At 74.8% G+C, this 25,630-nt stretch carries 18 protein-coding genes; 6 read left to right on the plus strand and 12 right to left on the minus strand.

What is annotated here, in order from left to right:
• Nucleotides 1–3: 3 nt before the first annotated feature.
• The 4 genes from IE180_RS01620 to IE180_RS01635 form a co-directional block, all read right to left on the minus strand.
• Nucleotides 4–3,450: an ATP-dependent helicase gene (locus tag IE180_RS01620; RefSeq protein WP_190154901.1), complete on the minus strand. Its 3,447-nt coding sequence runs from the start codon at nt 3,448–3,450 to the stop codon at nt 4–6.
• A 140-nt stretch (nt 3,451–3,590) separates the two neighbouring features.
• On the minus strand, nt 3,591–4,400 hold the full coding sequence (locus IE180_RS01625) for a hypothetical protein (protein WP_190154902.1): 810 nt from the start codon (nt 4,398–4,400) through the stop codon (nt 3,591–3,593).
• A 90-nt stretch (nt 4,401–4,490) separates the two neighbouring features.
• Nucleotides 4,491–8,009 (minus strand): ATP-dependent helicase, encoded by a 3,519-nt coding sequence (locus IE180_RS01630; RefSeq protein WP_190154903.1) that lies wholly within the window; start codon nt 8,007–8,009, stop codon nt 4,491–4,493.
• A gap of 176 nt (nt 8,010–8,185) precedes the next feature.
• Nucleotides 8,186–8,551 carry an MGMT family protein gene (locus IE180_RS01635; protein ID WP_190154904.1) on the minus strand — a complete coding sequence of 122 codons (366 nt, stop codon included), beginning with the start codon at nt 8,549–8,551 and terminating at the stop codon, nt 8,186–8,188.
• 171 nt (nt 8,552–8,722) lie between these two features.
• Between IE180_RS01635 and IE180_RS01640 the strand changes: the two genes are divergently transcribed.
• Together IE180_RS01640 and IE180_RS01645 are read left to right on the plus strand one after the other, a co-directional pair.
• Nucleotides 8,723–11,368 (plus strand): lysylphosphatidylglycerol synthase domain-containing protein, encoded by a 2,646-nt coding sequence (locus tag IE180_RS01640; protein WP_190154905.1) that lies wholly within the window; start codon nt 8,723–8,725, stop codon nt 11,366–11,368.
• A 232-nt stretch (nt 11,369–11,600) separates the two neighbouring features.
• The gene (locus IE180_RS01645; protein ID WP_190154906.1) at nt 11,601–13,181 is read left to right on the plus strand and encodes an alpha/beta hydrolase; all 1,581 of its coding nucleotides are present in this window, start codon (nt 11,601–11,603) and stop codon (nt 13,179–13,181) included.
• Nucleotides 13,182–13,275: 94 nt separating this feature from the next.
• Here the strand turns inward: IE180_RS01645 and moeZ are convergent, their stop codons facing one another.
• The 7 genes from moeZ to IE180_RS01680 form a co-directional block, all read right to left on the minus strand.
• Nucleotides 13,276–14,454, minus strand: coding sequence for an adenylyltransferase/sulfurtransferase MoeZ (gene moeZ, locus IE180_RS01650; protein ID WP_190154907.1), 1,179 nt, complete (start codon nt 14,452–14,454; stop codon nt 13,276–13,278).
• Nucleotides 14,455–14,517: 63 nt separating this feature from the next.
• On the minus strand, nt 14,518–15,264 hold the full coding sequence (locus tag IE180_RS01655; RefSeq protein WP_190154908.1) for a spherulation-specific family 4 protein: 747 nt from the start codon (nt 15,262–15,264) through the stop codon (nt 14,518–14,520).
• Nucleotides 15,252–16,223: an NAD-dependent epimerase/dehydratase family protein gene (locus IE180_RS01660; protein WP_093874194.1), complete on the minus strand. Its 972-nt coding sequence runs from the start codon at nt 16,221–16,223 to the stop codon at nt 15,252–15,254. Before IE180_RS01660 ends, IE180_RS01655 begins: the two co-directional genes overlap by 13 nt.
• Before the next feature lie 142 nt (nt 16,224–16,365).
• Nucleotides 16,366–17,886, minus strand: coding sequence for a hypothetical protein (locus IE180_RS01665; protein WP_373302637.1), 1,521 nt, complete (start codon nt 17,884–17,886; stop codon nt 16,366–16,368).
• A gap of 13 nt (nt 17,887–17,899) precedes the next feature.
• Nucleotides 17,900–19,555: a glycosyltransferase gene (locus tag IE180_RS01670; RefSeq protein ID WP_190154909.1), complete on the minus strand. Its 1,656-nt coding sequence runs from the start codon at nt 19,553–19,555 to the stop codon at nt 17,900–17,902.
• Nucleotides 19,556–20,255: 700 nt separating this feature from the next.
• Nucleotides 20,256–21,737, minus strand: coding sequence for a DUF3152 domain-containing protein (locus IE180_RS01675; RefSeq protein ID WP_190154910.1), 1,482 nt, complete (start codon nt 21,735–21,737; stop codon nt 20,256–20,258).
• Nucleotides 21,738–21,745: 8 nt separating this feature from the next.
• The gene (locus tag IE180_RS01680; RefSeq protein WP_190154911.1) at nt 21,746–22,711 is read right to left on the minus strand and encodes an alpha/beta fold hydrolase; all 966 of its coding nucleotides are present in this window, start codon (nt 22,709–22,711) and stop codon (nt 21,746–21,748) included.
• 138 nt (nt 22,712–22,849) lie between these two features.
• Here IE180_RS01680 and IE180_RS01685 point away from each other — a divergent pair, with 138 nt between their 5' ends.
• The 4 genes from IE180_RS01685 to IE180_RS01700 all read left to right on the plus strand — a co-directional run bounded on the left by IE180_RS01685 (nt 22,850) and on the right by IE180_RS01700 (nt 24,697).
• A complete protein-coding gene (locus tag IE180_RS01685; protein WP_190154912.1) occupies nt 22,850–23,065 on the plus strand; it encodes an Rv3202a family protein in 216 nt (71 codons plus the stop codon).
• Nucleotides 23,066–23,229: 164 nt separating this feature from the next.
• Nucleotides 23,230–23,889 (plus strand): TetR/AcrR family transcriptional regulator, encoded by a 660-nt coding sequence (locus IE180_RS01690; RefSeq protein ID WP_190154913.1) that lies wholly within the window; start codon nt 23,230–23,232, stop codon nt 23,887–23,889.
• A gap of 143 nt (nt 23,890–24,032) precedes the next feature.
• The gene (locus tag IE180_RS01695) at nt 24,033–24,260 is read left to right on the plus strand and encodes a DUF3107 domain-containing protein (protein WP_190154914.1); all 228 of its coding nucleotides are present in this window, start codon (nt 24,033–24,035) and stop codon (nt 24,258–24,260) included.
• 167 nt (nt 24,261–24,427) lie between these two features.
• Nucleotides 24,428–24,697, plus strand: coding sequence for a hypothetical protein (locus tag IE180_RS01700; RefSeq protein WP_190154915.1), 270 nt, complete (start codon nt 24,428–24,430; stop codon nt 24,695–24,697).
• Nucleotides 24,698–24,719: 22 nt separating this feature from the next.
• Here the strand turns inward: IE180_RS01700 and IE180_RS01705 are convergent, their stop codons facing one another.
• Nucleotides 24,720–25,442: a ferritin-like fold-containing protein gene (locus IE180_RS01705; protein WP_190154916.1), complete on the minus strand. Its 723-nt coding sequence runs from the start codon at nt 25,440–25,442 to the stop codon at nt 24,720–24,722.
• Between the last annotated feature and the right edge of the window lie 188 nt (nt 25,443–25,630).

Raw genomic sequence — 25,630 nt, forward strand, 5'->3', positions numbered from 1 at the left:
AGCCTATCCGGCGTCCGGAGGTGCCCCACCCAGCAGGAGGGCCTCCAGCTCGGCGCGGCCGGGCAGCCCGGCCGGACGGGCGACCTCACCCGTCCGGACGTACACGAAGGCGGCGGCCACCTCCTCGGGCGCGAGGCCGTGCTGCTCGGCCCAGGCGAGCCGGTAGATCGCGAGCTGGAGCGGATCCGCGGTGCGGTCCCGGCTGGTCTTCCAGTCGACGATCTCGTACGCGCCGGACCGCGGGTCCCGGTAGACGGCGTCGATCCTGCCCCGCACGACCCGGCCCGCGAGGGAGAGGTGCACGGGGACCTCGACGCGGTACGGCGTGCGGTGGGCGTACGGGGTGCGGGCGAAGGCCTCCTTGAGCTCGTCGAGGTCCCGCTCGTCGAGGATCTCGGGCTCGCCCGCGAACTCCTCGCCGCCGGGCAGCTCCTCCGGGCCGAGGAACGGCAGCGGGAGCTCCTCGAAGCGGGACTCCACCCACGCGTGGAAGCGGGTGCCCCGGCGGGCCGCGGGCTGCGGCGCCTTCGGCATCGGCCGGGCCAGCTCCTGGGCGAAGCCGTCGGGGTCGGCGGCGAGGCGCAGGACCTGGGAGGCGGAGAGGTACGCGGGGAGGAGGACGTCCCGGGTCGTCGCGCGGGCGCGGCGGAGCTCGGCGGTGAGGGCGGTGAGGTCGCGGTCCCAGGAGGCGAGGGTCTTCCTGTCCTCGGGGGCGAGTTCGTCGTGCGGCTCCGGGGGCAGGGCCTCGGGCTCCCTCGGGGCCGGGATCGCGTCCGCGTGGGTGTCTTCGGGGAGGGCCTCTTCGTCCCAGACGGGTTCCTCCTCGTCGGGCCAGGGGTCCTCGGGGTCGGGGTCCGGGAGGCCGGGCGCCGTGCTCGGGGGGTGGGGCCCCCCCTTCTCCGGGCTCCCGGCTCCGTTCGGCCAGGGGGGAGCCCCCTCGCCCTGCGGAGCGATCGCCCACAACCGGTGGCGGACCGCCTCCGCCGCCTCCTTGCGGCGCTTGAAGGACTCCTCGTCCAGCGGAAGCGGCCAGGCCAGGTCCTTGCCCCCGTCCTTCAGGGACGGGTTCTCCGCCCCTTCTTCCGGCTCGTCCGCCCAGGCCTCGATCTCGCCGTGGCCCGCCGCGCAGTGGTCGTACAGCGCGCGGAGGAAGTCCGAGGGGCCGCGGGGCTTCTTCTGGGCGGGGCCCCACCAGTGGGCGGAGCCGAGGAGCAGGGAGCGGGGGCGGGTGAAGGTGACGTAGCCGAGGCGGAGCTCCTCGGTGTGCTGGTGGTCCCGCATCTCGTTCTTGAAGGACGTGAGGGACTTGGCGTCCCAGGTGTCGATGTCCGGCAGGGTGGCCGCGTCGCCGCGCAGGGCGTGCGGGAGCACCTGGGGCTGCGAGGTCCACGACTCGCGGGCCCGGGCGCTCGGGAACTGGCCCGCGACCAGGCCGGGGACGGCGACGACGTCCCATTCGAGGCCCTTGGACTTGTGGGCGGTGAGGACCTTCACGGTGTTCTCGCCGCCCGGCAGCGCGCTGTCGAGGCCCTTCTCGAACTGGACGGCCGTGCGCAGGAAGCCGAGGAAGGCCAGGAGGCCGGCCTCGCCGTCGAGGGAGGCGAAGCCGGCGGCGACGTCGAGGAACTGGCCGAGGGTCTCGCGGCGGCGGGCCGCGAGGGCGTGCGGGGAGGCGGAGAGCTCGACCTCCAGGCCGGTCGCGGCGAGGACGCGGTGCAGCACGTCCATGAGCGGGTCGGCGAGGGAGGTGCGCAGGGCGCGCAGCTCGGTGGCGAGGCGCGCGAAGCGGACCCGGGCCTCGGCGGAGAAGGCCAGGCCGTCGTCGGTGCCGCCGGAGTCGAGGAAGGTGTCGAGCGCGTCGGCGAGGGAGACCACCTCGGCCGGGTCGACGCCCTCGACGGCGGCGGCGAGCCGCTGCTCGGGGTCCGTCTCCCCGCCGCCCCGGTGGACGAGGAGACGGGCGCGGCGGCCGAGGAGGGCGAGGTCGCGGGCGCCGATGCGCCAGCGGGGGCCGGTGAGGAGACGGACCAGGGAGGCGTTGGCCCCCGGGTCCTGGAGGACCTCGCAGACGGCGACGAGGTCGGCGATCTCGGGCAGGTGGAGGAGGCCGGAGAGGCCGACGACCTCGACGGGGACGTCGCGGGCGACGAGGGCCGCGTGGAGGGCGGGGAAGTCGGTGGCGGTGCGGCACAGGACGGCGATCTCGCCGGGCTCGCGGCCGGTCCGCACGAGGTGGGCGAGGGAGTCGGCGAGCCAGTCGATCTCTTCCGCGTGGGTGGGGAGGAGGGCGATGCGGACGCTGCCGTCGTGCTCGGCGCCCGGGGCGGGGCGCAGTGCCTCCACGCCCGCGTGCATGGCCCGCAGGGGGGCGGCGAGCCCGTTGGCGAGTTCCAGGAGGCGGCCGCCGCTGCGCCGGTTCTCGGAGAGGGAGTAGCGGCTCGCGGGGCTGCCGTCCGCGTGCGGGAAGTGCTCGGGGAAGTCGTCGAGGTTGGCGACGGAGGCGCCGCGCCAGCCGTAGATGGCCTGGCAGGGGTCGCCGACGGCGGTCACCGCGTGTCCGGTGCTCCGGCCGGACGGGCCCTGGCCGAAGAGGCCGGAGAGCAGCAGGCGCTGGGCGACGGAGGTGTCCTGGTACTCGTCGAGGAGGACGACCCTGAACTCGTCCCGGAGGATCGCGCCGACCTCGGGGCGGGTGGTGGCGAGCTCGGCGGAGCGGGCGATCTGGTCGCCGAAGTCGAGCAGATCGCGGGAGCGCTTGGCGGCGCGGTAGCGGACGACGAGGTCGAGGAGTTCGCGGCGGGCGGCGGAGGCCTCGGGAACCTTGCGCAGTTCGGCGTTGCTGAGCTTGGCGTCGGCGAGGGACGCGAGGAGCCCGGAGTCGTACGCGAGGAGCCGCTCGGGCGGCACGAGGTGCTCGGCGAGCTCGGAGTCGAGGGCGAGCAGGTCGGTGATGAGGGTCGGGAAGGACCGGGTGAGCGCGGGGTACGGGCCGGGGGCCTCGCGCAGCACGCGCGCGGCGAGCTGGTAGCGGGTGGCGTCGGCGAGGAGGCGGGAGGTGGGCTCCAGGCCGATGCGGAGGCCGTGGTCGGTCAGGAGCTGCCCGGCGAAGGCGTGGTACGTGGAGATGCGGGGCTCGCCCGGGGGGTTCTCCGGATCGATGACGTCGGGGTCGGTGACGCCGGCGCGGACGAGGGCGGTGCGGACCCGCTCGGCGAGCTCGCCCGCCGCCTTGTTGGTGAAGGTGAGGCCGAGGACCTGCTCGGGGGCGACCTGGCCCGTGCCGACCAGCCAGACCACCCGGGCCGCCATCACCGTCGTCTTGCCGGAGCCGGCTCCGGCCACGACGACCTGCGGGGCGAGCGGCGCGGTGATGCAGGCCGTCTGCTCCGGAGTGAACGGGATGCCGAGGAGCTCCTTGAGCTGCTCGGGGTCGGTGATGCGTGCGGTCACCGGAAGAGGCTAGCGGGGCCGTCCGACATTCCGGCCCCGCACGGCCCCGACCTGCGCTTCTCCGCTTCTCCGCGCGGGTCCTCTCCGCTCCTTCCGCGCGGATCTTCTCCGTTCCTTCCGCGCGGGTCCTCTCCGCTCCTCTACGCGGACGTGCCCCGGTCGAGCTTCGCGAGGTCGACCGTCTCGTCGGGCGGCGGGGCCTTCACGTCGACCGGCTCGTCGTAGTCGGAGAGCACGAGGGCACCGGGTTCCTTCCCGCCTTCCCTGACCATCTTCAGGATGTACGGTTCGCCCCGCTCCGAGACGGAGACGGTGGTCGTCTCGCCGCCGGCCTCCTTCTTCACCAGGGTCGCGACGGGGGTCCCGTCGACCTTGCCGTCCGGCCCCCGGGCCAGTCCCCCACGCCGCTCCTTGTCCTTGCCCAGGCCGGCGAGGAGCGACTTCAGGTCGCAGACGCCGCCGAGGTCCTGACTGCCCGTCTGCCCCGGGGCGATCTTCAGCCAGCGGTCCTCGATCAGTTCGAGGACGGTCGTGATCTGCGCCTCCGACATGCCCTGGGAGGTCATGGAGGCCCGCCAGAAGGCCTCGTCGCCCTTCATGTAGGTGACGTGGTCGACCCGGCGCAGCTCGGCGGTGCCGTCCTCGACCTTCATCAGGCCGGTGCACTCGTCGCGGTCGTCGACGGCGAAGTCGATGTCGAGCGGCTGCCCCTCGCTGACGATCCGGCCGGTCATGCGCAGGGACGTCGCGGACCGGGTGGCGGTCACGGCCCGGTCGCCGATCTCGCGGGCGGTGAGGCCGGAGAAGGGGTCCGGGGAGGGTGCCGCCACGGCGGGCGCGGCGACCGGGAGGTCCGCCGCCCGGGCCGCGGCCGGTACGGGACCCGTGACGACGACGACCGCGCAGACGACGACCGCGGCACGGAGCTTTCGGTGGGACTGGGACGTCATGCGAACCTCCCCGCTGATTCTCCCGGGCCGTCCCACCAGGGTCGCCCCCCGCGCGCGTGCTCGCGACCGGGCCGGGGGCGGGGGCCGGGGTCAGTCGACGACCTGGCGGCCCTCCGGCTGTGCGCTGCACGAGGCCCGGAAGGCGCAGGTCGCGCAGTGCTGGCCGGTGCTCGGGGTGAACCGCTCGTCGAGGACCCGGCCCGCCGCGCCGGCGAGCAGTTCGCCGACCCACTCCCCGGTCAGCGGCTCCTGCGCCTGGACCTTGGGCAGGGCGTCGCCGCCCTCCTTCTTCGGGGCGGCCTGCCGCAGCTGTACGAGCTCCGCGCCGCCCGGCTCCGGGCGGTCGCCGCCGAAGACCTCGTCGAGGGCGCCCTCCCGCACCGCGAGCTGGTAGACGGCCAGCTGCGGATGGCGGGCGACCTCGTCGCGGGTGGGGGCCGACTTGCCGGTCTTGAAGTCGACGACGTACGCGCGCCCGTGTTCGTCGGTCTCGACGCGGTCCATGGAGCCCCGGATGCGGACCTCGTACTCCCCCGCCGCCAGGGTCACGTCGAAATCGTGCTCGGAGGCGGCGGGGGCGCGGCCGCCACGGTCCATGACGTGCCAGGTCAGGAAGCGTTCGAGGGCCACGCGTGCGTGCTGCTTCTCCTGGGCCGACTTCCAGGGCGCGTCGAAGGCGAGGGCGTCCCACACGGAGTCCAGCCGGGCCATGAGGACGTCGAGGTCGGCCGGGGTGCGTCCGGAGGCGACCTCGTCGGCGAGGACGTGGACGACGTTCCCGAAGCCCTGGGCGGCGGTGGCCGGGGCCGCCGCCTTGACCTCGCGGCCCAGGAACCACTGGAGGGCGCAGGTGGAGACCAGGTTCTCCAGGGAGCTCGGCGACAGTGCCACCGGCCGGTCGCGGTCGCGCAGCGGTGTCGCGCTGCGCGTCGGCTCGAACAGGCCCCACCAGCGGTCCGGATGCGCGGCCGGGACCAGCGGCTGGCCGTCCTCGTCGGTGAGCGCGGCCAGCCGGGCGAGCCGGTCGGCGGCCGCCTCGCGGAGCGCGGGCGAGGCCTCCGGGTCGACGGTGGTGGCGCGGAGCTCGGCGACCAGGGCGGAGACGGCGAGCGGGCGGCGCGGGCGGCCCGGGACGTCCTTCGGCTCGACGCCGAACTCGGTGAGGAAGCGGGACGGCTGGTCGCCGTCCTCGGCCGCGGCCTTCACGGCGGTCACGACGAGCCGGTCGCGGGCGCGGGTGGTGGCGACGTAGAACAGCCGGCGTTCCTCCGCGAGGAGGGCGCCGGGGCTGAGGGGCTCGGCGAGGCCGTCCCGGCCGATGCGGTCCGCCTCCAGGAGGGAGCCCCGGCGGCGGAGGTCCGGCCAGAGGCCCTCCTGCACGCCGGCGACGACGACGAAGCTCCACTCCAGGCCCTTGGAACGGTGCGCGGTCATCAGACGGACGGCGTCCGGGCGGGTGTGCCGGCGGGTGAGGGTGTCGGCGGCGATGTCCTGGGCGTCGAGCTCCTCCAGGAAGTTGAGGACGCCCCGGCCGCCGACGCGCTCCTCGGCGCGGGCGGCGGTCTCGAAGAGGGCGCAGACGGCGTCGAGGTCGCGGTCGGCGTTGCGTCCGGCGGGGCCGCCGCGGAGGGCGGCGCGCTCCAGGCGGCCGGGCCAGGGGGTGCCCTGCCAGAGCGTCCAGAGGGCCTCCTCGGCGGTGCCGCCGGCGTCGAGCAGCGCGCGGGTCTCCCGGAGGAGCTGTCCCAGGCGCTGGGCGCCGCGTGCGTACGCGGGGTCGTGGACGACGAGGCGCTCGGGCTCGGCGAGGGCCCTTGCGAGGAGGACGTCGGAGGGGGGCGGGATCTTGTTGCCCGCGGCGCGCTCCTCGTCCCGTAGGGCCCTGCCCAGGCGGCGGAGGTCGGCGGGGTCCATTCCCGCGAGGGGGGACGCGAGCAGTTCGAGGGCCGTCTCGACGGGGAGCCAGGTCGCTTCGGTGCCGGGGGCGCCCGGGGTGTCCGCCGTGCCGGGGGCGGGGTCGCCGTCCGGCGTGGGCGTGGCGTCCCGGGGGGCGCTGTCCGGGGCGGGTGCGGCGCCGTCGTCGGTGGTGCCCGCCCGTTCCGCCGGGGCGGAACGACCGCCCGCCACCGGGGCCGGGGAGGGCGTGCCCGCGACCGGGGCCGGGGAGGGCGTGCCCGCGACCGGGGGCGGGGAGGGCGTGCCCGCCCCCGGGGGCGCGGGGCGCGGGGCCGCGACCCCCGCCACCGCCCTCAGTGCCAGCAGCAGCGGGGCCACCGCCGGTTCGTGGCGGAGGGGGGTGTCCGCCGCGTCGGTCTCGACCGGGACGCCTGCCGAGGTGAGGGCGCGGCGGAGGGACGGGAGGGAGGCGGCGGCGCGGGTGAGGACGGCCATGTCCTGCCAGGGGACGCCGTCCTCCAGGTGGGCGCGGCGCAGCAGGTCGGCGATGTTCTCGGCCTCCGCCGAGGCCGTGGGGTAGGTGTACGCCTCCGCCCGTCCCCCGTCCCGCGTCGGGGCGAGCTCGCGGTGGGCGCGGACCTTGTCGGCGGGGAGCCGGGGCATCGGCATGCGCTGGGCGAACAGCCGGGTCGCCCCGAGCAGCTCCTCGCCCGCGCGGCGCGAGGTGCGCAGGACGCGGACGTCCGCGCCGGCGAAGGAGGACGGGAAGTCGAGGATGCCGTTCACGTCGGCGCCGCGGAAGGCGTAGATGGACTGGTCGGGGTCGCCGAAGGCGACGACCGTGCTCCGGCCGTCGCCCGCGAGCGCGTGCAGGAGCCGGACCTGGGCCGGGTCGGTGTCCTGGTACTCGTCGACGTAGATCGCGTCGTACGCGGGCGTGCGGGCGTCCCGGGCGAGCGGTACGGCCCGGTGGACGAGCTCCGCGTAGTCGAGGACGCCCTGGAGGTCGAGGACGTCGAGGTACTCGGCGAGGAAGGCGGCCGCGGCCTTCCAGTCCGGGCGGCCGACCCGCTCGGCGAAGCGGGCGAGGGCGTCGGGTCCGAGGCCCAGTTCGCGGGAGCGCGCGAGGACGGCCCGCACCTCGTCGGCGAAGCCCCGGGTGGTGAGGCAGGCGCGGAGTTCGTCGGGCCAGCCGACCCGGCCGAGGCCCGCCCGCTCCAGGTCGATCTGTCCGGCGAGCAGTTCGCGGACGGCGAGGTCCTGCTCGGGTCCGGAGAGCAGCCGGAGCGGTTCGGCGAAGAGCTCGGCGTCCTGGTGGGCGCGGATGAGGGCGTAGCAGTACGAGTGGAAGGTCGTCGCCTGCGGGGGGCGGCGGCCGCCGAGCCGGCCGGCCATGCGGTCGCGGAGTTCGACGGCGGCCTTGCGGCTGAAGGTGAGGACGAGGAGGCGTTCGGGGTCGGCGCCGTTCTCCATGCGGGCGGCGACCGCCTCGACCAGCGTGGTCGTCTTGCCGGTGCCGGGTCCGGCGAGGACGAGGAGAGGTCCGCCGGTGTGGTCAACCACTTCCTGCTGGACTGCGTCCAGCTGAGGGGGATCCAGCGGGGCCGGCGTGGTGCGTACCAGCCGGTACGCGCCCGGGGTCCGCTGCCGTCCCGGCCCCGGGTACGGCTGGCCCTGGTGCGGCGGCGTACGCCGGGTGGTGGAGGAGGAGCTCACGTGGTTCGCCGGTCCTGGTGGGTGTGGTGGTGCGGGTGAGGCGGCCGTGTGCCGTGGCCGCCGCCTCGGGAGACGCGAGCGAAGACGTTACGCGAAGCGCGCCGCCGACAAGCCGTACTCCGCGCCCCGCCCACCCTCGCGGGCCCGTCCCACCCGGGCCGACCGGGGTCGCTCCCTCAGATGTGAGTTCCGTCCCAGCGGGCCCGGCGCATGTCGATCCTCGGCACGTGCCCCTCGGCCGCCGGGCCCGCCGCGCGCAGCGGGGTGCCCTCCTCGCGGTAGTGGCCGAGGGCCCGGAGCTCGTGGCCGGGCAGCAGCGTGCCGTCGGCCCGGACCACCCGCCACCAGGGGGCCGTCCCTCCGTACAGGGCCATGACCCGGCCGACCTGGCGCGGTCCGCCCTCGCCGAGCCACTCGGCCACGTCGCCGTAGGTCATGACGCGGCCGGGAGGGATCGCGTCGGCGAGGTCGAGCACCCGCTCCGCGTACTCGGGCAGTTCTCCGGTCTCCCCCACGTGCTCCTCCATGCTCATCCGCCCCATCCTGCCTCACCCCACCGACATGGCCCTGATGCCTCCGCGCGGCAGCTCTTCGTGCCACCATCGTGCGGGCGGTGACTGGTGATACGAGATCAAGAGCGACAAGTACAAGAACACGTACCAGAACAAGACGTAACAGAACGAGACCGACAAGACGCGCATGCAGAGACGGACATGGTGATGGGGCAGGACACGCAGCCGCCCGGCGGGGCTCAGCCCGACGTGCCCGAGCGGGTCTCCGGTGACGAGCCGCTGCTCGCCGCCCGTGTCCACCGGCCCTCGGACCTCATGCGGCTGCTCGTCGGTCTGCTCGCCATCGGACTCGTCATCGCCGTCGCCGCGTTCGCCCACGCCACGACCTCGGGCCTGGAGCAGGACATCAACAAGGGGGCGACCGGCACCCCGGACGTCTTCGTCAAGATCGCCGGTCTCGTCTCGTCCATCGCCGTCCTGCTCGTGCCGGTCGCCTTCGCCATCGAGCGGCTGATCAAGCGGGACGGGCTGCGCATCGCGGACGGCGTCCTCGCCGCCGTCCTGGCGCACGGCGTCACCCTCGCCACCGACCTGTGGGTCGCCCAGGCCGCGCCCGGCACGATCCAGGACGCGCTGACCCAGCCGCAGTCCGGGGGCGGGCTCACGGACCCGGTGCACAACTACCTCGCGCCGGTGATCGCGTACATGACGGCCGTCGGCATGGCCCGCAGGCCCCGCTGGCGGGTGTCGCTCTGGGTGGTGCTGCTGCTCGACGCGTTCACGATGCTGGTGGCCGGCTACACCACCGCCCTCTCGATCATCCTGACCGTCCTGATCGGCTGGACGGTGGCGTACGGCACGCTGTACGCCGTCGGCTCGCCGAACGTCCGGCCCACCGGGCAGACCCTCCTCGCCGGTCTGCGCCGGGTCGGCTTCCGGCCGGTGACCGCGCTGCGGGCCGAGGGCGTGCCCGACGCGGCGGACAGCGCCGACCGGGGCCGCCGCTACATCGTGACCCTGGAGGACGGGCCGCCGCTCGACGTCACCGTCGTCGACCGGGAGCAGCAGGCGCACGGCTTCTTCTACCGCGCGTGGCGGCGGATCACCCTGCGGACGATCACCACCCGCCGCTCGATCGTCTCGCTGCGCCAGGCCCTGGAGCAGGAGGCGCTCCTCGCGTACGCGGCGATCGCCGCCGGGGCGAACGCGCCCAAGCTGATCGCCACCTCGGAGCTCGGCCCGGACGCCGTGATGCTGGTGTACGAGCACACCGGCGGCCGGAACCTGGACTCCCTCGACGACGCCGAGATCACCGACGAGCTGGTCCGCAGCGCCTGGCGGCAGGTACGGGCGCTGCAGTCGCGGCGGATCGCGCACCGCCGGCTCACGGGGGACGCGATCCTGGTGGATCGTTCCGGCAGGGTGATCCTGACCGATCTGCGGGGCGGCGAGATCGCGGCCGGCGACCTGGTCCTGCGGATGGACACCGCCCAGCTGCTCACCACCCTGGGTCTGCGGGTCGGGGCGGAGCGGGCGGTCGCCGCGGCCGTCGAGGTCCTCGGCCCGGACACCGTCGCCGACTGTCTGCCGCTGCTCCAGCCGATCGCGCTGAGCCGCTCCACGCGCGCGACGCTGCGGAAGCGGGCGCGGGAACGGTCCGCGCGGGAACGGGAGGCCGTGCTCGCGGCCTCGGAGGCGGCCAAGCACGAGCGGGAGCTCGCGAAGGCCGAGGCGGCCGCGGACCGGAAGGCCGTACGGGCGGAGACGAAGGCCGAGAAGAAGGCGGACAAGAAGGCCGAGAAGCGGGCCCTCGACACCGCCCTGGACGAGGCCCGCGAGGAGGACCTGCTCGCGCAGATCCGGCAGCAGGTGCTGCTGATCCGCCCGCAGGCCCCGGTGGAGCCGGTCCGCCTGGAGCGGATCAAGCCGCGGACCCTGGTCAGCCTGATCGCGGGCGCGGTCGCCGCGTACTTCCTGCTCTCGCAGATCGCCCGTACGCCGCTGTCGACCATCAGCGAGGCGGACTGGCGGTGGGTGGCGGCGGCCGTGCTGTTCTCGGCGCTCAGCTACGTGGCGGCGGCGATGAGCCTGCTCGGCTTCGTGCCCGAACGGGTCGGGTTCTGGCGGACGGTGGTGGCGCAGGTCGCCGGCTCCTTCGTGAAGATCGTCGCCCCGGCGGCGGTCGGCGGCGTCGCCCTGAACACCCGCTTCCTCCAGCGCTCGGGGGTGCGCCCGGGGCTCGCGGTGGCGAGCGTCGGCGCCTCCCAGCTCTTCGGCCTCGGGGCGCACATCCTGCTCCTGCTCTCCTTCGGCTATCTGACGGGTACGGAGAAGTCGCAGTCCTTCACCCCGTCGAGGACGGTCATCGCCGGGCTCCTGACGGTCGCGGTGCTCGTCCTGGTGGTGACGGCGATCCCGTTCATGCGCAAGTTCGTGTCGACGCGGCTGCGCTCGCTCTTCGCCGGCGTGGTGCCCCGCATGCTGGACGTGCTCCAGCGGCCGATGAAGCTGCTGACCGGCATCAGCGGGATGCTGCTCCTCACGGGCGCGTTCGTGTTCTGCCTGGACGCCTCGATCCAGGCCTTCGGGCACGGCCACCAGACGATCAGCTACGCGAGCGTGGCCGTCGTCTTCCTCGCGGGCAACGCCCTCGGCTCGGCGGCGCCGACGCCGGGCGGCGTCGGCGCGGTCGAGGGCGCGCTGACCGTCGGCCTGGTGACGGTGGGGGACCTGCCGCTGGAGGTCGCGACCCCGGCGGTGCTCCTCTTCCGCCTGCTGACGCTGTGGATCCCGGTGCTGCCGGGGTGGCTCTGCTTCAACTGGCTGACCAAGCAGGAAGCCCTGTGAGGCCCGTGGGGCCCGTCCGCCGGAGCGGCGTCGGGGCCCGGCGGCGCTCCGGGGCCGACGGTGTTCCGGGGCCGGCCCCGGAGCGCGGCCGGCCGTGATCCGCCGGGCGTCCCCCGGCGGGCCTCCCGTCGGTCGGGCCGGGCCCGCGGCGTGACCGGCGGGCCCTCCCGTCCGCCACCCGCTTGGACCCCCGTCCCGCGCGGGGGCGCGGGCGGCGGCCCACGATGGGCCTATGCCGATCTCCGCCGCCCACCGCGCCGCTCTGCTCACCGCCGCCACCGTGCTGGTCGCCGCCGGCTGCTCGGACGGGGGAGACGGGGCGACGGACCCGGTGAAGGCGTCCGCCACCGCGAGCGGGCTCGCGGCGCTGACGGCGCAGAAGCTGTCCTGGGCGCCCTGCCCGGCACCGTCGGCAGCCGAGGGCGGCGGGCCGTCGCCCTCACCGCTGCCCGGGGGCACCGTCTGGGAGTGCTCCTTCCTCCAGACGCCGCTCGACTGGTCGGCGCCGGACGGCGACAGGATCGAGCTGGCCCTCATCCGGGCCAGGGCGAAGGACAGCGCCCGGCGGATCGGCTCGCTCGTCTTCAACTTCGGCGGGCCGGGCGGCTCCGGAGTCACCGGCCTGCCCGGTTTCGCCGGCGACTACGAGACCCTGCGCGGCCGCTACGACCTGGTCTCCTTCGACCCGCGCGGGGTCGGCCGCAGCGACCCCGTCGAGTGCGCCACCGACAAGGAGCTCGACGCCTACTACGCCCTGGACTTCACGCCCGACGACACCGCCGAGGAGCGGACGCTGTCCGACGCGCAGAAGCGGTACGCGAAGGGCTGCGAGCGGGACGCGGGCGCGGCCCTGCCGCACGTCGGCACGGAGAACGCGGCCCGGGACATGGACCTGATGCGCCAGGTCCTCGGCGACGAGAAGCTGCACTACTTCGGCATCTCGTACGGCACCGAACTCGGCGGCGTCTACGCCCACATGTTCCCCGGGAACGTGGGCCGGGCCGTCTTCGACGGGGTCGTCGACCCGGACGCGGGCGTCGAGGAGGGGGCGCTCGGCCAGACGAAGGGCTTCCAGCTCGCGCTGGACAACTTCGCCCAGGCCTGCGTGGACCGCGGCGACGAGTGCGCGCTGCCGGGCGGCAGCGTCGCCGAGATCGAGAAGGGGATCACGGACCTCCTCGCGGACCTCGACAAGAAGCCGATCACCGGGATCGGCAACCGGAAGCTGACCCAGACGCAGGCCACCAACGGCATCGCGCAGGCCCTGTACTCGAAGGAGTTCTGGCCGTATCTGGAGCAGGGGCTCGACGCGGCCGACGGCGGCGACGGGGGGCTGCTCCTCTCCCTGTCCGACTCGATGAACGGGCGCGGCGAGAACGGCTCGTACAGCAACATCCAGGCCGCGAACGCGGCCATCAACTGCGTGGACTTCAAGGAGCGCTACACCCTCGGGCAGGCGAAGGAGCGGCTCGGCCAGTTCCGCGAGGCCTCTCCCGTCTTCGGCGACTTCATGGGCTGGGCGCTGGCGAGCTGCTCGAACTGGCCGGTGCCGGGAGGGTGGGAACACCCGGACGTGTCCGCGCCGGGCTCGGCGCCGATCCTGGTCGTCGGGAACACCGGCGACCCGGCCACGCCGTACGAGGGCGCCCGGGCCATGGTGAAGGCGCTCGGCGAGGGCGTCGGGGTGGAGCTGACGTACGAGGGCGAGGGCCACGGCGCGTACAACGGCGGCAGCGCGTGCGTGAAGAAGGCGGTGGACGACTACCTGCTGGCGGGCAAGGTCCCGACCTCGGGCACGGTCTGCAAGAAGTGACGGCCCCGGACGCGCGAAGAGGCGGCGGTCCCGGGCGCGCGGAAGGCCCCGGAACCGCCGACGCGGGTCCGGGGCCTTCCGTGGCGGGCACGTCCTAGTAGACCGGCTTCTCGGGCTCGATCTGGTGGACCCAGCCGATCACGCCGCCGCCGACGTGGACCGCGTCCGCGAAGCCCGCGGACTTGAGGACCGCGAGGACTTCCGCACTGCGGACGCCCGTCTTGCAGTGCAGGACGATCCGCCGGTCCTGCGGGAGGTCCTGGAGGGCGTTGCCCATCAGGAACTCGTTCTTCGGGATCAGCCGCGCGCCCGGGATCGAGACGATCTCGTACTCGTTCGGCTCGCGGACGTCGATGATGTCGATCTTCTCGTCCGCGTCGATCCACTCCTTGAGCTGCTTCGGAGTGATCGTCGAGCCGAGCGCCGCCTCCTGGGCCTCCTCGGACACGACGCCGCAGAAGGCCTCGTAGTCGATGAGCTCGGTGACGGTCGGGTTCTCGCCGCAGACCGCGCAGTTGGGGTCCTTGCGGACCTTGACCTGGCGGTACTGCATCTCCAGGGCGTCGTAGATCATCAGACGGCCGACCAGCGGGTCGCCCACGCCGGCCAGGACCTTGATGGCCTCGGTGACCTGGATGGAGCCGATGGACGCGCAGAGCACGCCCAGGACGCCGCCCTCGGCGCAGGACGGGACCATGCCCGGCGGCGGGGGCTCCGGGTAGAGGCAGCGGTAGCAGGGGCCGTACTCGGACCAGAAGACCGACGCCTGGCCGTCGAAGCGGTAGATCGAGCCCCAGACGTACGGCTTGTTCAGCAGCACGCAGGCGTCGTTCACCAGGTACCGGGTGGCGAAGTTGTCGGTGCCGTCGACGATCAGGTCGTACTGACCGAAGATGTCCATCACGTTCTCGGCCTCGAGCCGCTCCTCGTGAAGGATCACGTTCACGTACGGGTTGATGCCGAGCACGCTGTCGCGCGCCGACTCGGCCTTGGAGCGGCCGATGTCGGCCTGGCTGTGGATGATCTGGCGCTGGAGGTTCGACTCGTCGACCTCGTCGAACTCCACGATGCCGAGCGTGCCCACGCCGGCGGCGGCCAGGTACATCAGGGCCGGGGAACCGAGACCGCCGGCGCCCACACAGAGCACCTTGGCGTTCTTCAGCCGCTTCTGCCCGTCCATCCCGACGTCCGGGATGATCAGGTGGCGGGAGTACCTGCGGACCTCGTCTACGGTGAGCTCGGAAGCCGGCTCGACCAGGGGTGGCAGCGACACGGAGTCTCCGATGGTCGGTATGTCAGTACGGTTGTTCTCCCCGTAACACTGCCACGCCCCTTCTCATTCCGAGACACCCGTTCCGATCCGCGAGACGATTTCGTCCCAGTAGCCGGGCAGCGATTGAAATGGGGCGCTTTGCCCCGGCCGCCACGCGCGGTCCGTGAAGAAGATCGTTCCCGCTCCCTGCCAGCGGGCGATCCGCAGGGCCTCGTCCAGGTGGGTGCGCGGCACCCCGTGGACGAGGTGGACGAACTTGGCCTCCGTGTACTCGGCGGTCCACTCCGCCACCTGCGACCAGCGGTAGTCCACCCAGGAACCGGTGAAGGTCACCAGCTGGTCGGCGGCCTCGGCGTACCCCGGATGGGGGTGGGTGCCGTGACCGAGGACGAGGTGGGCCTCGCCGCCGAGGACGGCCTCCAGGGCGGCGGTGAGCCGCCGCGTCCCCGCCAGGTCCGCCCGGTCGGCGGGGGCCCGGTCCAGGTAGAAGCCGTCGACCCGGTACCAGTCGAGGAAGCGGTGGGCGTCCGAGACGAGCTCCCCGAAGGGCCGGGAGCCGTACGCCAGGTCCAGGTGCCCGAGCACCTTCACCCCGGTGTTCCGCAGCTTCCCGGCCGCCTCCAGGCAGTGCGGGTCGGGGCGGCTCCCGGGGCCCTCCGCCACGTTGAGCACCGCCCAGTGCAGGGGCGTCCCGGGACGGGTCAGCTCGGCCCACTCGACGGGGGCGAGCAGGGGGTGGGCGTAGCCCGGGACGCCGAAGCCGAGCGCCTGGACGGCCCCGGTGGCCGTGGTCCCCGTCAGATGCGACACGCCGCCTCCATCCAGATGTCGGCGAGGGACTCCTCCAGGTTGATCCGGGGCCGCCAGCCGAGCCGGTCGCGGGCGGTGCGGACGTCGGCCTGCTGCCAGGGCCCGCAGCCGTCGGGATACGGGTACGGGGCGGAGGCCAGCTGGTCGGCGATGGTCCCCTCGGTGCGGGGGGCGCCGATCATCGGGCGCTGCGGGATCCCGTGCGGGGCGTCCAGCTCGTGCAGGTTGCCGGAGTAGCCGGCGACCCGGGCGAGGACGGCGGCGGCGTCCCGGAGCTTGACGGCGCGGCCGGTGCCGATGTTGACCACGCCCTGGGCGGCGGAGAGGGAGGCGGCGTGGACGGCCCGCGCCACGTCCCGCACGTCGACGAAGTCCCGCTGCACGCCGAGGCCGCTGAGCTTGAGCTCGCCGTCCCCGGCCTGCATGGCGCGGCGCATCGCCTCGGCGAGGCGGCCGAGCGGGGAGCCGGCCGGCGTGCCGGGGCCGACCGGGGAGAAGACCCGCAGGACGACGGCGTCGAGTCCGGAGCCGAGGACGAGTTCCGTCGCGGCGAGCTTGGACACGCCGTACGGGCCGCCGGGGCGCGGGATCGCGTCCTCGGCCGTGGAGGAGCCGGGCTGGCTCGGCCCGTACTCCGAGGCGCAGCCGACCTGGACGAGCCGGGCCCCGCAGCCGCTGCGGCGCAGGGCCTCGCAGACGGTGGCGACGGCGACGGTGTTGTGCCGGGTCAGTTCGCGGGCGCCGCCCCGGGTGGCTCCGGCGCAGTTGACGACGACCCCGGGGTGGACGGCGTCCAGGAAGCGGGTGAGCGCGCCGGGGCTGCCGGAGGCGAGGTCGAAGCGCACGTCGGCGTCGTCGCCCCGGCCGAGCGCGGTGAGGTGGACGGCCGGGTCGGCGAGCAGCCGGTCGGCGACGAAGCGTCCGATGAAGCCGTTGGCTCCGAGCAGTAGCACCCTCATCGTGCGGCCCCTACGTGCCGACCGGCCGGTCCATGGGTTCGGGGGGTCATGATCTTCGTTCTCCTTGCGGGGTGATGAGAGGGGTGACGGGGCACGCCCGCGGCGTCGGCTCCGCGGGTGAGCGGGGTCTTCATGGGAGTGCTCACGGGGTGGCGTGGGCCGAGGCCCGGGCGAGGGCGCCGGTCGCGTGGGCCAGCAGGCCGAGCGCGGCGGCGCCGCAGACGAGGGTGGGTACGGCTCCGGGGCCCCGGGCTTCGACGAGGGCGCGCACCGGGACGGCGAGCGCGTCGAAGCCGGGGAGGGGGACGCGGGCGGCGAGGACGCTCGCGAGGGCGAGGACCTCGCCCGCGCAGGCCGCGGCGAGGACGGCGGCGGCCGCCTCGGGGTGGCCGTGGACGGTGTGGAGCCGGGCGAGCAGCAGGAGCGCCCCGAGGGCGAGGGCTCCGGAGCTGAAGCCGGTGAGGACGAGCAGGCCGGTGAGGGCGAGGAGTTGGAGGGTCACGGTGCCGAGGAGCAGCGGCCGGACGGCGGCGGCGAAGTCGGCGAGGCCGCGGCTGTCGGCGATCCGGCGGCGCGCCCGGCTCGCGAAGAGGTGGGCGCCCCAGGCGGCGGGGGCGACGGCGAGGGCGAGGCCCAGGAGGGGCGCGGTGGTGAGCTCCCAGGGTCCGTCGGGGCCGCCCGTGAGGACCTGGTCCAGGAGTCCGTCGCCGCCGACCGCGTACGCCAGGAGCCAGAGGGTCCAGAGCCGGGCGGCGGGGACGGTCCCTCCATCCGGGGCGCGGAAGGGGCCCTGCCTGACGGCGAGCAGCAGGGCCCCGCCGAGGGCGAGGGCCCCGGCGGCCCCGACGGCGAGCCGCACGGGCCCGTGACCGGAGGCGAGTCCGAGGGCCGTGAGTCCGGCGACGCCGCCGGGGGCGAGGACGGCCGGCGCCCAGGGCGCCCGGGCCCGCTCCGGTTCCACGACGGGCGCGGGCCCCTCCGGTCCGCGGGGCACGCGCGCGTACAGCTCCTCGGCGAGCGAGAACACGTCGCGGTGCCGGAACCGCGCGGCGGTCCGGTCGGTGAACCCCTGCGCTTCGAGACCCGCGGCGATCTCCAGCGGATCGACGGCCCGCTCGCAGAGCTCCCGGTGCCGGTGCATGAGCACCTTCACGGGGTCGGCCTGTCCCCGGCGGCTCCGGGGCCGCGCGCCGACGTCCGCGGCGGTGCCGGCCGGTGCGGGGCGGGGGGCGGTGCCGTCCGCGGCGACGGCGGCCGGTGCGGGGCGGAGGGCGGTGCCGTCCGCCGGACGGTTCTCGACGCGGGTCCCCTCGGTCGGCTCGGCCGGCTCGGGCCGGGCGGCCGGCTCCGGGGCCGGGCCGGGGGCCGTCGGGGCCGGGTGGGAGGCCGTCGGGGCCGGTGCGTCCGTCGGGGCCGCGGCCTCCGAGGGCGGCTCCTGCCCTTCCGTCACCGCCGGGGCCGGTGCGTCCCAGGCCGTGCCGGAGCACGGGGGCGGCGTGGGGGTCGCCTCCCGGGGCGGGGCTATCTCGGAGGGGACGGGGTCCTCGGGGGCGGGGGCGCGCAGGTCGAGGGTGCCGGCCGCGGTGAGGGCGGGGGTGCCGAGGAGGGCTTCGGAGCGGGCGTCCCAGGCTCCGGGGCTCGTCGGGGCGGCGGAGCCGCGCATGGGGGTGCCTCCTTCAGGCATCGGGGGCTCCCGTCCCCGCGGACACGGCCTTGGGCGCCCAGCTGCCGGGCACATGGGCCTCGGCCGGGTGGGCGAAGGGGACGCCGTCCCCGGGGCGGTGGCGCACCGGCGCGTGGGAGAGGAGTTCGAGGTAGATGCCGCGGAACGCGGCGAGGTTCTGTTCGACGGTGAAGAGTTCGAGCGCGCGGGCGCGGGCGGCGGCACCGAGCCGGTGGCGGCGCTCGGGGTCGCGGAGCAGCGCGAGGCAGGCGTCGGCGAGCGCCCGGGGGTTGCGCGGGGGGACGACGAGGCCGGTGCCGCCGACGATCTCGACGACGGCGCCGACGTCGGTGGAGACGGTGGCCCGCGCGCAGAACATCGCTTCGACGAGAGGGGCGGGGAAGCCCTCGACGAGGCTGGACATGACGACGAGCGCGCCGGAGGCGTACGTGTCCTCCAGGGTGGGCGCCTCGGGGCCGCCGAGCTCCTCGAAGGTGACGGGGTTCTCGCCGACGGCGTGCGCCCCGGGGGCCTCGTCGGGGAAGAGCTGGGCGGCGAGCCCCTTGCAGTACGTGAGGTAGCCGGCGCCGCACGGTTCGCGCTCGGGCACGGCGACGATCCGCAGCCGGGCGTCGGGCTGGCGGGCCCGGATCTCGGCGAAGGCGTGGAGCAGGCCGACGAGGTCCTTGGCCGGTTCGACGCGGCCGACCCAGAGGAGGGTGGCGGGGTCACCGCTCTCCTCGTCCTCGCCGACCTCGGCGAAGCGTTCGGCGGCCATGCCGGGGTGGACGGTGCGGATGCGGGCCCGGTCGGCGCCGCACTTCTCCAGCCAGCGGCGGGCGTGGGCGTTGCCGGGGGTGAGGAGGGCGGCCTGCCGGTAGGTCTCGCCGGCGAGCCGGCCGTGGAGGGCGGCGAGGAGGGCGCGCAGGGGGCCGGACCGGTCGGCGCCGGCCGCGGAGAGGTAGTGGGCGCGCAGCGGTACGCCGTACTCGGTGACGAGCAGCGGGGTTCCGAAGAAGCGTTTGGCCAGCAGGCCGGGGAGGGCGGTGGTGCCTCCGGCGGCGGCGTGGCAGAGGTCGGCTGCGCCGAGCGCGTCGTCCTCGTACCAGTCGAGGGAGAGGGGGCGCAGGGCCCGCTCCAGGTGTGCGGCGAAGGCGAGGTGGTCGGGGAGCCCGGCGGCGGCCGCGCCCCGGCGTGCGCCGGGCGCGCGGCAGGCGGCCTCCAGGACGCGCACGGCGTCGTCGGAGCGGAGCGCCCCGGGCAGTCCGCCGCGCTCGCGGGCGAGCTCGGCGAGGGTGTAGAGCCCGTCGGCGAAGGGGGACCCGCCGTTCCCCTCGTCCTCGTCGTGCTCGGCGCAGAGTCCGGTGGCGAGCCGGTGGTAGGCCTCGGTGAAGCGGCGCCGTTCGCGGCGTCCGTAGGCCCGGCGGGCGGCGCGGGGCGCGCAGGGGCTCCACGCCCCGGAGGCCGCCGGGGCTCCGTCGGGGCCGCCGGGGTCGGCGACGCGGGCGACGCGGGCGTGGGGCGGCAGGGGCCTCGGGGTGCCGGCGGGGCCGAGGACGTAGAGGTCGAACCGGTGCTGTCCGAGCCCGTGCACGAGCCGTTCGCACCAGCGTCCGGACTCACCGGTGGCGTACGGGTAGCCACCCTCCGTGAGCAGTCCGATCCGCACGCGTGCACCCCCGATCTCCCTTGACGGCGGTCACCGTCGGCCCGGTGACTCGCAGCGGGAAGAACGTAAGCGGAGACAACGGTGGCGCGACGGACGGTTGTCCGTCGCACCACCGGAAGGGGTGAATGCACGTAACTTTCCCACCCCGGTCGCGTTCTGTCGCGGTACGGAGCAGAACGCTCACGGAGCGTCAGGCGACGGCCAGTTCCCGGCGCCGTTCCCCGCGTTCCGCCGCGAGGAGCGGGTCGAGGGAGGGGACGGCGGCGAGCGGCTGCCGGGCGTACGGGGCCCGGGGCGCGCCGAGCACTCCGGCGACGGGGCCGCGCCCGGTCTCCCGCCGGGGCGGCGAGCAGCGGAAGGAGACCTCTCGGGGTGGACCGCGGAAAGGAGAAAGGGAATTCCGCAGGCGCGGGAAAAGGGCCCGAAAGGGGAAACGGCGCCTGCGGGAATGCGGAACCCGGGCGCGGCGAGAAAAAGGGGGGCCGACGAGCGCTCGGGCTGCGTCAGTTGCGGAGAATGTCGGCGACCGTGCGTCCGGTCACGCCGAAGAGCGCCGGCTCGAGAGCGGCGCTGTCGGAAACGACGCGACGGTGCGACATGCCGAGAAACACGAACGGACGCGTGAGCGATGTCCACGCGCTCGCACGCCATCCCGAGACGGACGTCTCGGGATGCGGACACCCCGCGGCGGGACCGAACGTCAACTCGCCGGATACACCCAGGGGTTGGGTCGGCACTTGATGCCGTCGATGTCCAGGGACTTCGTCTGCTGCTGCATCACGGGGGCCAGCGCGCCCGGTGTCCGGCAGCTGACGTGCCCGTGCCCGAGGCGGTGTCCGACCTCGTGGTTGATGAGCATCTGGCGATAGGCGTGCATCGCCTTCGGACCGAAGGTCTCCGACCCCTGCGCCCAGCGGAACGCGTTGATCATCACGCGCTGGGTCGAGGCCGAGTCGCAGGAGACGTTGTCGACGGTGGTGTCGAGCCCGGACTTCGCGCACCAGGCACCGGTGGTCCCCGGGCTGGCCAGGGTGATCACGAACTCCGGCTCGCCGCTGGAAATGCGCTCGAAGGTCATCTCGCCCCGACCGGCCCAGCTGCGCTTGTCGTTGAGGGTCCTCTGCACGGCGTCGGCGAAGAGCTTCGGATCGAGGCCGATCCCCTTCTCGACGTCGACCCGGTAGCGGATCAGCCGCCCCTTGCCGGGCGCCTTCGCCAGGCCCGGCACGGACTCGAACTCCCCCGAGCCCTTCAGCTTCGGATCGATCGGGAACTGGCGGGTCATCAGCTGCTCGTACGTCGGCGGGGCGACGGCGGGCACCGGCTTCGCCGGGACGGGCCGCTCCTCGGAGCGGGAGGCGGAGTCGTCCACGGACCGCTCGTCGGGCCGTCCGGCGGCGTGGGCGGCGGCCGGGGACTCGCCCCTGCCCGTGACCTGCCCCGCGACGACGACGGCGAGGACGGTGGCGATGGCGGCGGCCGCGATCCCGGTGAAGGCGCGGCCGAGCCCGCTCCGGGAGGCCGGGGCCTCCGGCTCCGGACTCTCGTCGGCGCCCTCTCCCCGGCGCGGCGCGGGGACGAACGGCGCCTCGGTGCCCTCCTGTTCGGGCGCGGCGGTCCGGGCGGCGGCGCCACGGGGGCCGTAGGTCGCGGGGCGCGGGGCGGAGGTCTCCTCGTGCTGCGGATGACCGCCCCGTACGGGCGCCCCGCGGGCGGGGACACCGCGCGCCGGAGTGCCGGGCGCGCCGGAGTGCACGGGGGTCCCGTGGGCGGGCGTGGCGTGCCGCGGCCCCCCGGCCGCACCGCGCCCCGTGCCGCCCTGCGCCGGAGCCCCGGACCGGGGAGTGCCGTGCGCGGGGGTCCCGTGGCGGGGAGCCCCCTGGGCCGGGGCTCCCCGGCGCGATGCCCCCGGGGCCGGGGCCCCGTACTGCGGCGTCCCCGGGGCCGGGGCGCCGTACTGCGGGGTCCCCTGGGCCGGGGCGCCGTACACCGGCGTGCCGTGGGCCGGGGTCCCGTACCCCTGCGTCGTGGCGCCCTGGCCGGCGTCGCCCGTCTCCCTGCGGCGGCGTCCCGTGCCGGGCGGCGGCCCCTCCGGGACCGCTCCCGCCCGCGTCCCCGCTCCCGCCTGCTGCCCGGTGTCGGCCACCGGGGGCGCGGAGTCCTTGCGACTGTGTCGTCCCACGCCCCGGATCAGCTCCCGCCGTCATCGGCGATCAGGTCCCGGAAGGCCTGGGCGACCGTCTCGGGGTACTCCATCATCGCCACGTGCCCCGCGTCGGGGAGGGTCAGCAGGCGCGAGCCGCGGAAGGCGGCGGCCGCCTTCCGGGCCATCCGGTAGGAGACGAGCCGGTCGTGCCGGCCGTAGACGAGCAGCGTCGGGGCGAGGACCCGCTCGGCCTGCCGCCACAGCCCGTGCTGCCCGCCGAGGGTGTACGCGTCGACGATGCCGCGGGAGGAGCGCGCCATGACGTCCCAGAAGTACGGGAGCTCCAGCCGCCGCTCCATCTCCTCCACGGCGTGTCGCAGGCCCTCGTCGGTGACCAGGCCGGGGTCCCCGTAACAGAGCGCGAGGACGCCCTTGACCCGCTGCTCGGCCGTCCAGTCCTTGGTGAGCCTCGCGAAGAACGAGGCGACGCCGGGCACCGCGAGCAGCACGGTGGGCCAGGCGGTGCGCTGGGCGCGCAGTTCGGGCAGGGCCGGGGAGACGAGGGTGAGGGTCCGGACCAGGTCGGGCCGGACGGCGGCGACGCGGGTGGCGACGGCGCCGCCCAGCGAGTTGCCGAAGAGGTGGACGGGTCCGCGCCCACCGGCGTCGAGGAGCCGGATGACGGCGCGGGCGTGTCCGGTGACCGAGTAGTTGCCGTCGTCGGGCGGCGGGGAGTCGCCGAAGCCGGGCAGGTCGACCGCCTCGCCGTCGACGTGGTCCGCGAGCAGCGGCATGAGGGCGGACCAGTTCTGCGAGGAGCCGCCGAGCCCGTGGACGTACAGCGCGGGCGGCAGACCGGGGCGGTTCCCCGGCCGGGCGCGCACGGTGAGGGTGAGTCCGGGCAGCGCCACGGAGCGGAGCTCCTCGCCTTCGGCGACCCGTACGGCGCGGATCCGCGACGCGGACGAGGCGGCGGCGGGCCGGGTTTCCGGCAGCTCGGTCGAGGACATGGCCGCAATATTACGAGACGATCACGCGCGCTCGTGTGTGGGTGGGGTCACAGGTGCGTGTGCGGCGGGGCGCGTTCGCTCCTAGGCTCGGAGTGAGGGCCATCGGGAGCTCCGCGCCCCGCACACGGAAGGAGCCGCATGACTGTCGATCCCAACGAGCCGGACACGTTCATCGAGGAAGAGGTCGTCGTGCTGGACGAGGAGACCCCGGAGGCCGATGCCGCCGAGCAGCACGCCGAACTGCAGCAGCGCGAGGACGAACTGCCCGCCCATGTCGAGCGCGACTCGGCGAACGAGGCCGACGCGTCCGAACAGGCGCGCGTCGTCGCCCTCGACGAGGACGACTACCGCTGAGCGCACGGCTCCCGCCGATTTGTTCGGTTTAATATTGAATCGACTGTCGACCCGGGCGTCCGGTCCGTGAAATTCTGCGTTCGCACCGCGCACAGCCGGGTTACCCAAAAGTACGATGGCGGCGCGGCGCGACAGCGCACAAGGATCGATTTTTGGGAGGCCGCGTGAGCGCCATCGAGCAGACAGAGGCAGCACGCCCTCGGGGCACGCGCCTGCCGCGACGTGCCCGACGGAACCAGCTGCTCGGCGCGGCCCAGGAGGTCTTCGTCGCCCAGGGGTACCACTCGGCCGCCATGGACGACATCGCCGAGCGGGCCGGCGTCAGCAAGCCGGTGCTGTACCAGCACTTCCCCGGGAAGCTGGAGCTCTACCTCGCCCTGCTCGACCAGCACTGCGAGGCCCTCCTGCATGCCGTGCGCACGGCGCTGGCCTCCACCACGGACAACAAGCTCCGGGTCGCGGCGACGATGGACGCGTACTTCGCGTACGTGGAGGACGAGGGCGGCGCGTTCCGGCTCGTCTTCGAGTCCGACCTGACGAACGAGCCGGCCGTGCGCGAGCGCGTGGACCGGGTCAGCCTGCAGTGCGCGGAGGCCATCTCCGACGTGATCGCCGAGGACACCGGCCTGTCGAAGGACGAGTCCATGCTGCTCGCCGTCGGCCTCGGCGGGGTCTCCCAGGTCGTGGCCCGCTACTGGCTGTCCAGCGAGTCGGCCATCCCCCGCGACAAGGCGGTCGGCCTGCTCACCTCGCTCGCCTGGCGCGGCATCGCGGGCTTCCCGCTGCACCCTGTGGACGGCCAGCTGAGCGCCGAGGGCCACTGAGGCCTTCCCGCGCGCCCGGATTCCCGGGCACTGTTCGCTCCTGGCGTGCGGCGGCTGACCCTTACGGGTCGCCTCACCGGGCTAATGTGTGCAGCGTACGGCGCGGTATTCGCGCAACGCTGACCGTTCGGAGGGACATAGCCGTGGAGGTCAAGATCGGCGTGCAGCACGCGCCCCGGGAGATCGTTCTGGAGAGCGGGCAGTCCGCCGAGGAGGTCGAGCGCCTGGTGGCCGACGCGCTGGCCGGCAAGGCGCAGCTGCTCAGCCTCTCGGACGAGAAGGGCCGCAAGGTCCTCGTTCCCGCCGAGAAGATCGCGTACGTGGAGCTCGGCGAGCCCACCGTGCGTCGCGTGGGCTTCGGCGCGCTCTGAGCCCCGGATCCGACGGGAAGGGCCCGGTGGACCTCTTCGGTCCGCCGGGCCCTTCGTCCGTCCGTACTCCCACGTCAGGGGGTACGGGAGGATTGCGTTCCGGACGCCAGGGGTAGGACGCCTGTGACCGCACCACCCGCCCCGCACCCCTCGCGAGGTGATCCGCAGTGTTCCTGGAAGCCCTCGGCTCCGCCCTGCTCGGTTTCGCCCTGGCCTGGGTCGCCGCGCAGCGACTGTCCGACCGCCTCCCCGTCCGTGCGATCGTCCTCGTCACCGGGGCGCTCGGCGGTGTCTTCGGCGCGCTCGTCACCCACGGGGCGCTGGGCCCCGGCCACTTCCTCGCCACCCTGATCGGCGCGGGGGCCGTGGCGGCGGTGCTGCTGTCGCTGCTGATCCGCCCGGCCTCCCGCAGACTGCGCCGATCAGCCACCGTCTGACCGGCGCGCCCCCGGGGGCGTCTCAGGCCGCGAGGCCCAGCGCCGCCATGCGCTTGGTGTGCGCCTCGGTGATCCGGGAGAACATCCGGCCCACCTCCGCGAGGTCGAAGCCGTCCGCCACGCCGCCGACCAGCATCGTCGAGAGCGCGTCGCGCTCGGCCACCACGCGCTGGGCCTGGGAGAGCGCCTCGCCCATCAGCCGGCGCGCCCAGAGCGCGAGCCGGCCGCCGACGCGCGGGTCGGCGTCGATCGCCGCGCGGACCTTCTCCACCGCGAAGTTGCCGTGACCGGTGTCGTCGAGCACCGCGAGGACGAGGTCGCGCGTGTCGGAGTCGAGGCGGGCCGCGACCTCCCGGTAGAAGTCGCTGGCGATCGAGTCGCCCACGTACGCCTTGACCAGGCCCTCCAGCCAGTCCGAGGGAGCGGTCAGGCGGTGGAAGTCGTCGAGCGCCTTCGCGAAGGGCTCCATGGCCGAGGTCGGCTCGGCGTCGACGGCGGCGAGGCGGTCCCGCAGCCGCTCGAAGTGCTGGAACTCGGCCGAGGCCATCTTCGCCAGCTCCGCCTTGTCCGCGAGGGTCGGCGCCAGCTTGGCGTCCTCGGCGAGCCGCTCGAAGGCCGCGAGCTCTCCGTAGGCGAGGGCGCCGAGGAGGTCGATCACGGCGGCGCGGTACTGCGGCTCGGCGGAAGCCTCCGCCCAGTCCTTGGCTGCGATCCCGGTGGGCGTGGCGTTGTCAGGCGTCTCCATGGAGCGCACAATAGCCCGCCCGCGCGGCCCGGGAAGGCCCTGGTCAGTCGGTGTGCCCTGGTCAGTCGGTGTGACCGTGCCCTCATCACGTTTTCTCCCGACACACATGCGCGAATCCGGGGTACAGTGGTAAGGCGCCTGCTGAGTATGCGGACATGCTTTCGCACGTTCGGACGTATCCGGTGGGC

The organism is Streptomyces litmocidini, assembly GCF_014649755.1.
GTDB lineage: Bacteria > Actinomycetota > Actinomycetes > Streptomycetales > Streptomycetaceae > Streptomyces > Streptomyces litmocidini.

Bases quoted from the DNA above. Each gene is read 5' to 3' on its own strand.
- IE180_RS01625 (WP_190154902.1), bottom strand. From the start codon at position 4,400: ATGACGTCCCAGTCCCACCGAAAGCTCCGTGCCGCGGTCGTCGTCTGC.
- IE180_RS01635 (WP_190154904.1), bottom strand. From the start codon at position 8,551: ATGGGGCGGATGAGCATGGAGGAGCACGTGGGGGAGACCGGAGAACTG.
- IE180_RS01640 (WP_190154905.1), top strand. From the start codon at position 8,723: ATGGTGATGGGGCAGGACACGCAGCCGCCCGGCGGGGCTCAGCCCGAC.
- IE180_RS01645 (WP_190154906.1), top strand. From the start codon at position 11,601: ATGCCGATCTCCGCCGCCCACCGCGCCGCTCTGCTCACCGCCGCCACC.
- IE180_RS01660 (WP_093874194.1), bottom strand. From the start codon at position 16,223: ATGAGGGTGCTACTGCTCGGAGCCAACGGCTTCATCGGACGCTTCGTC.
- IE180_RS01665 (WP_373302637.1), bottom strand. From the start codon at position 17,886: ATGCGCGGCTCCGCCGCCCCGACGAGCCCCGGAGCCTGGGACGCCCGC.
- IE180_RS01680 (WP_190154911.1), bottom strand. From the start codon at position 22,711: ATGTCCTCGACCGAGCTGCCGGAAACCCGGCCCGCCGCCGCCTCGTCC.
- IE180_RS01685 (WP_190154912.1), top strand. From the start codon at position 22,850: ATGACTGTCGATCCCAACGAGCCGGACACGTTCATCGAGGAAGAGGTC.
- IE180_RS01705 (WP_190154916.1), bottom strand. From the start codon at position 25,442: ATGGAGACGCCTGACAACGCCACGCCCACCGGGATCGCAGCCAAGGAC.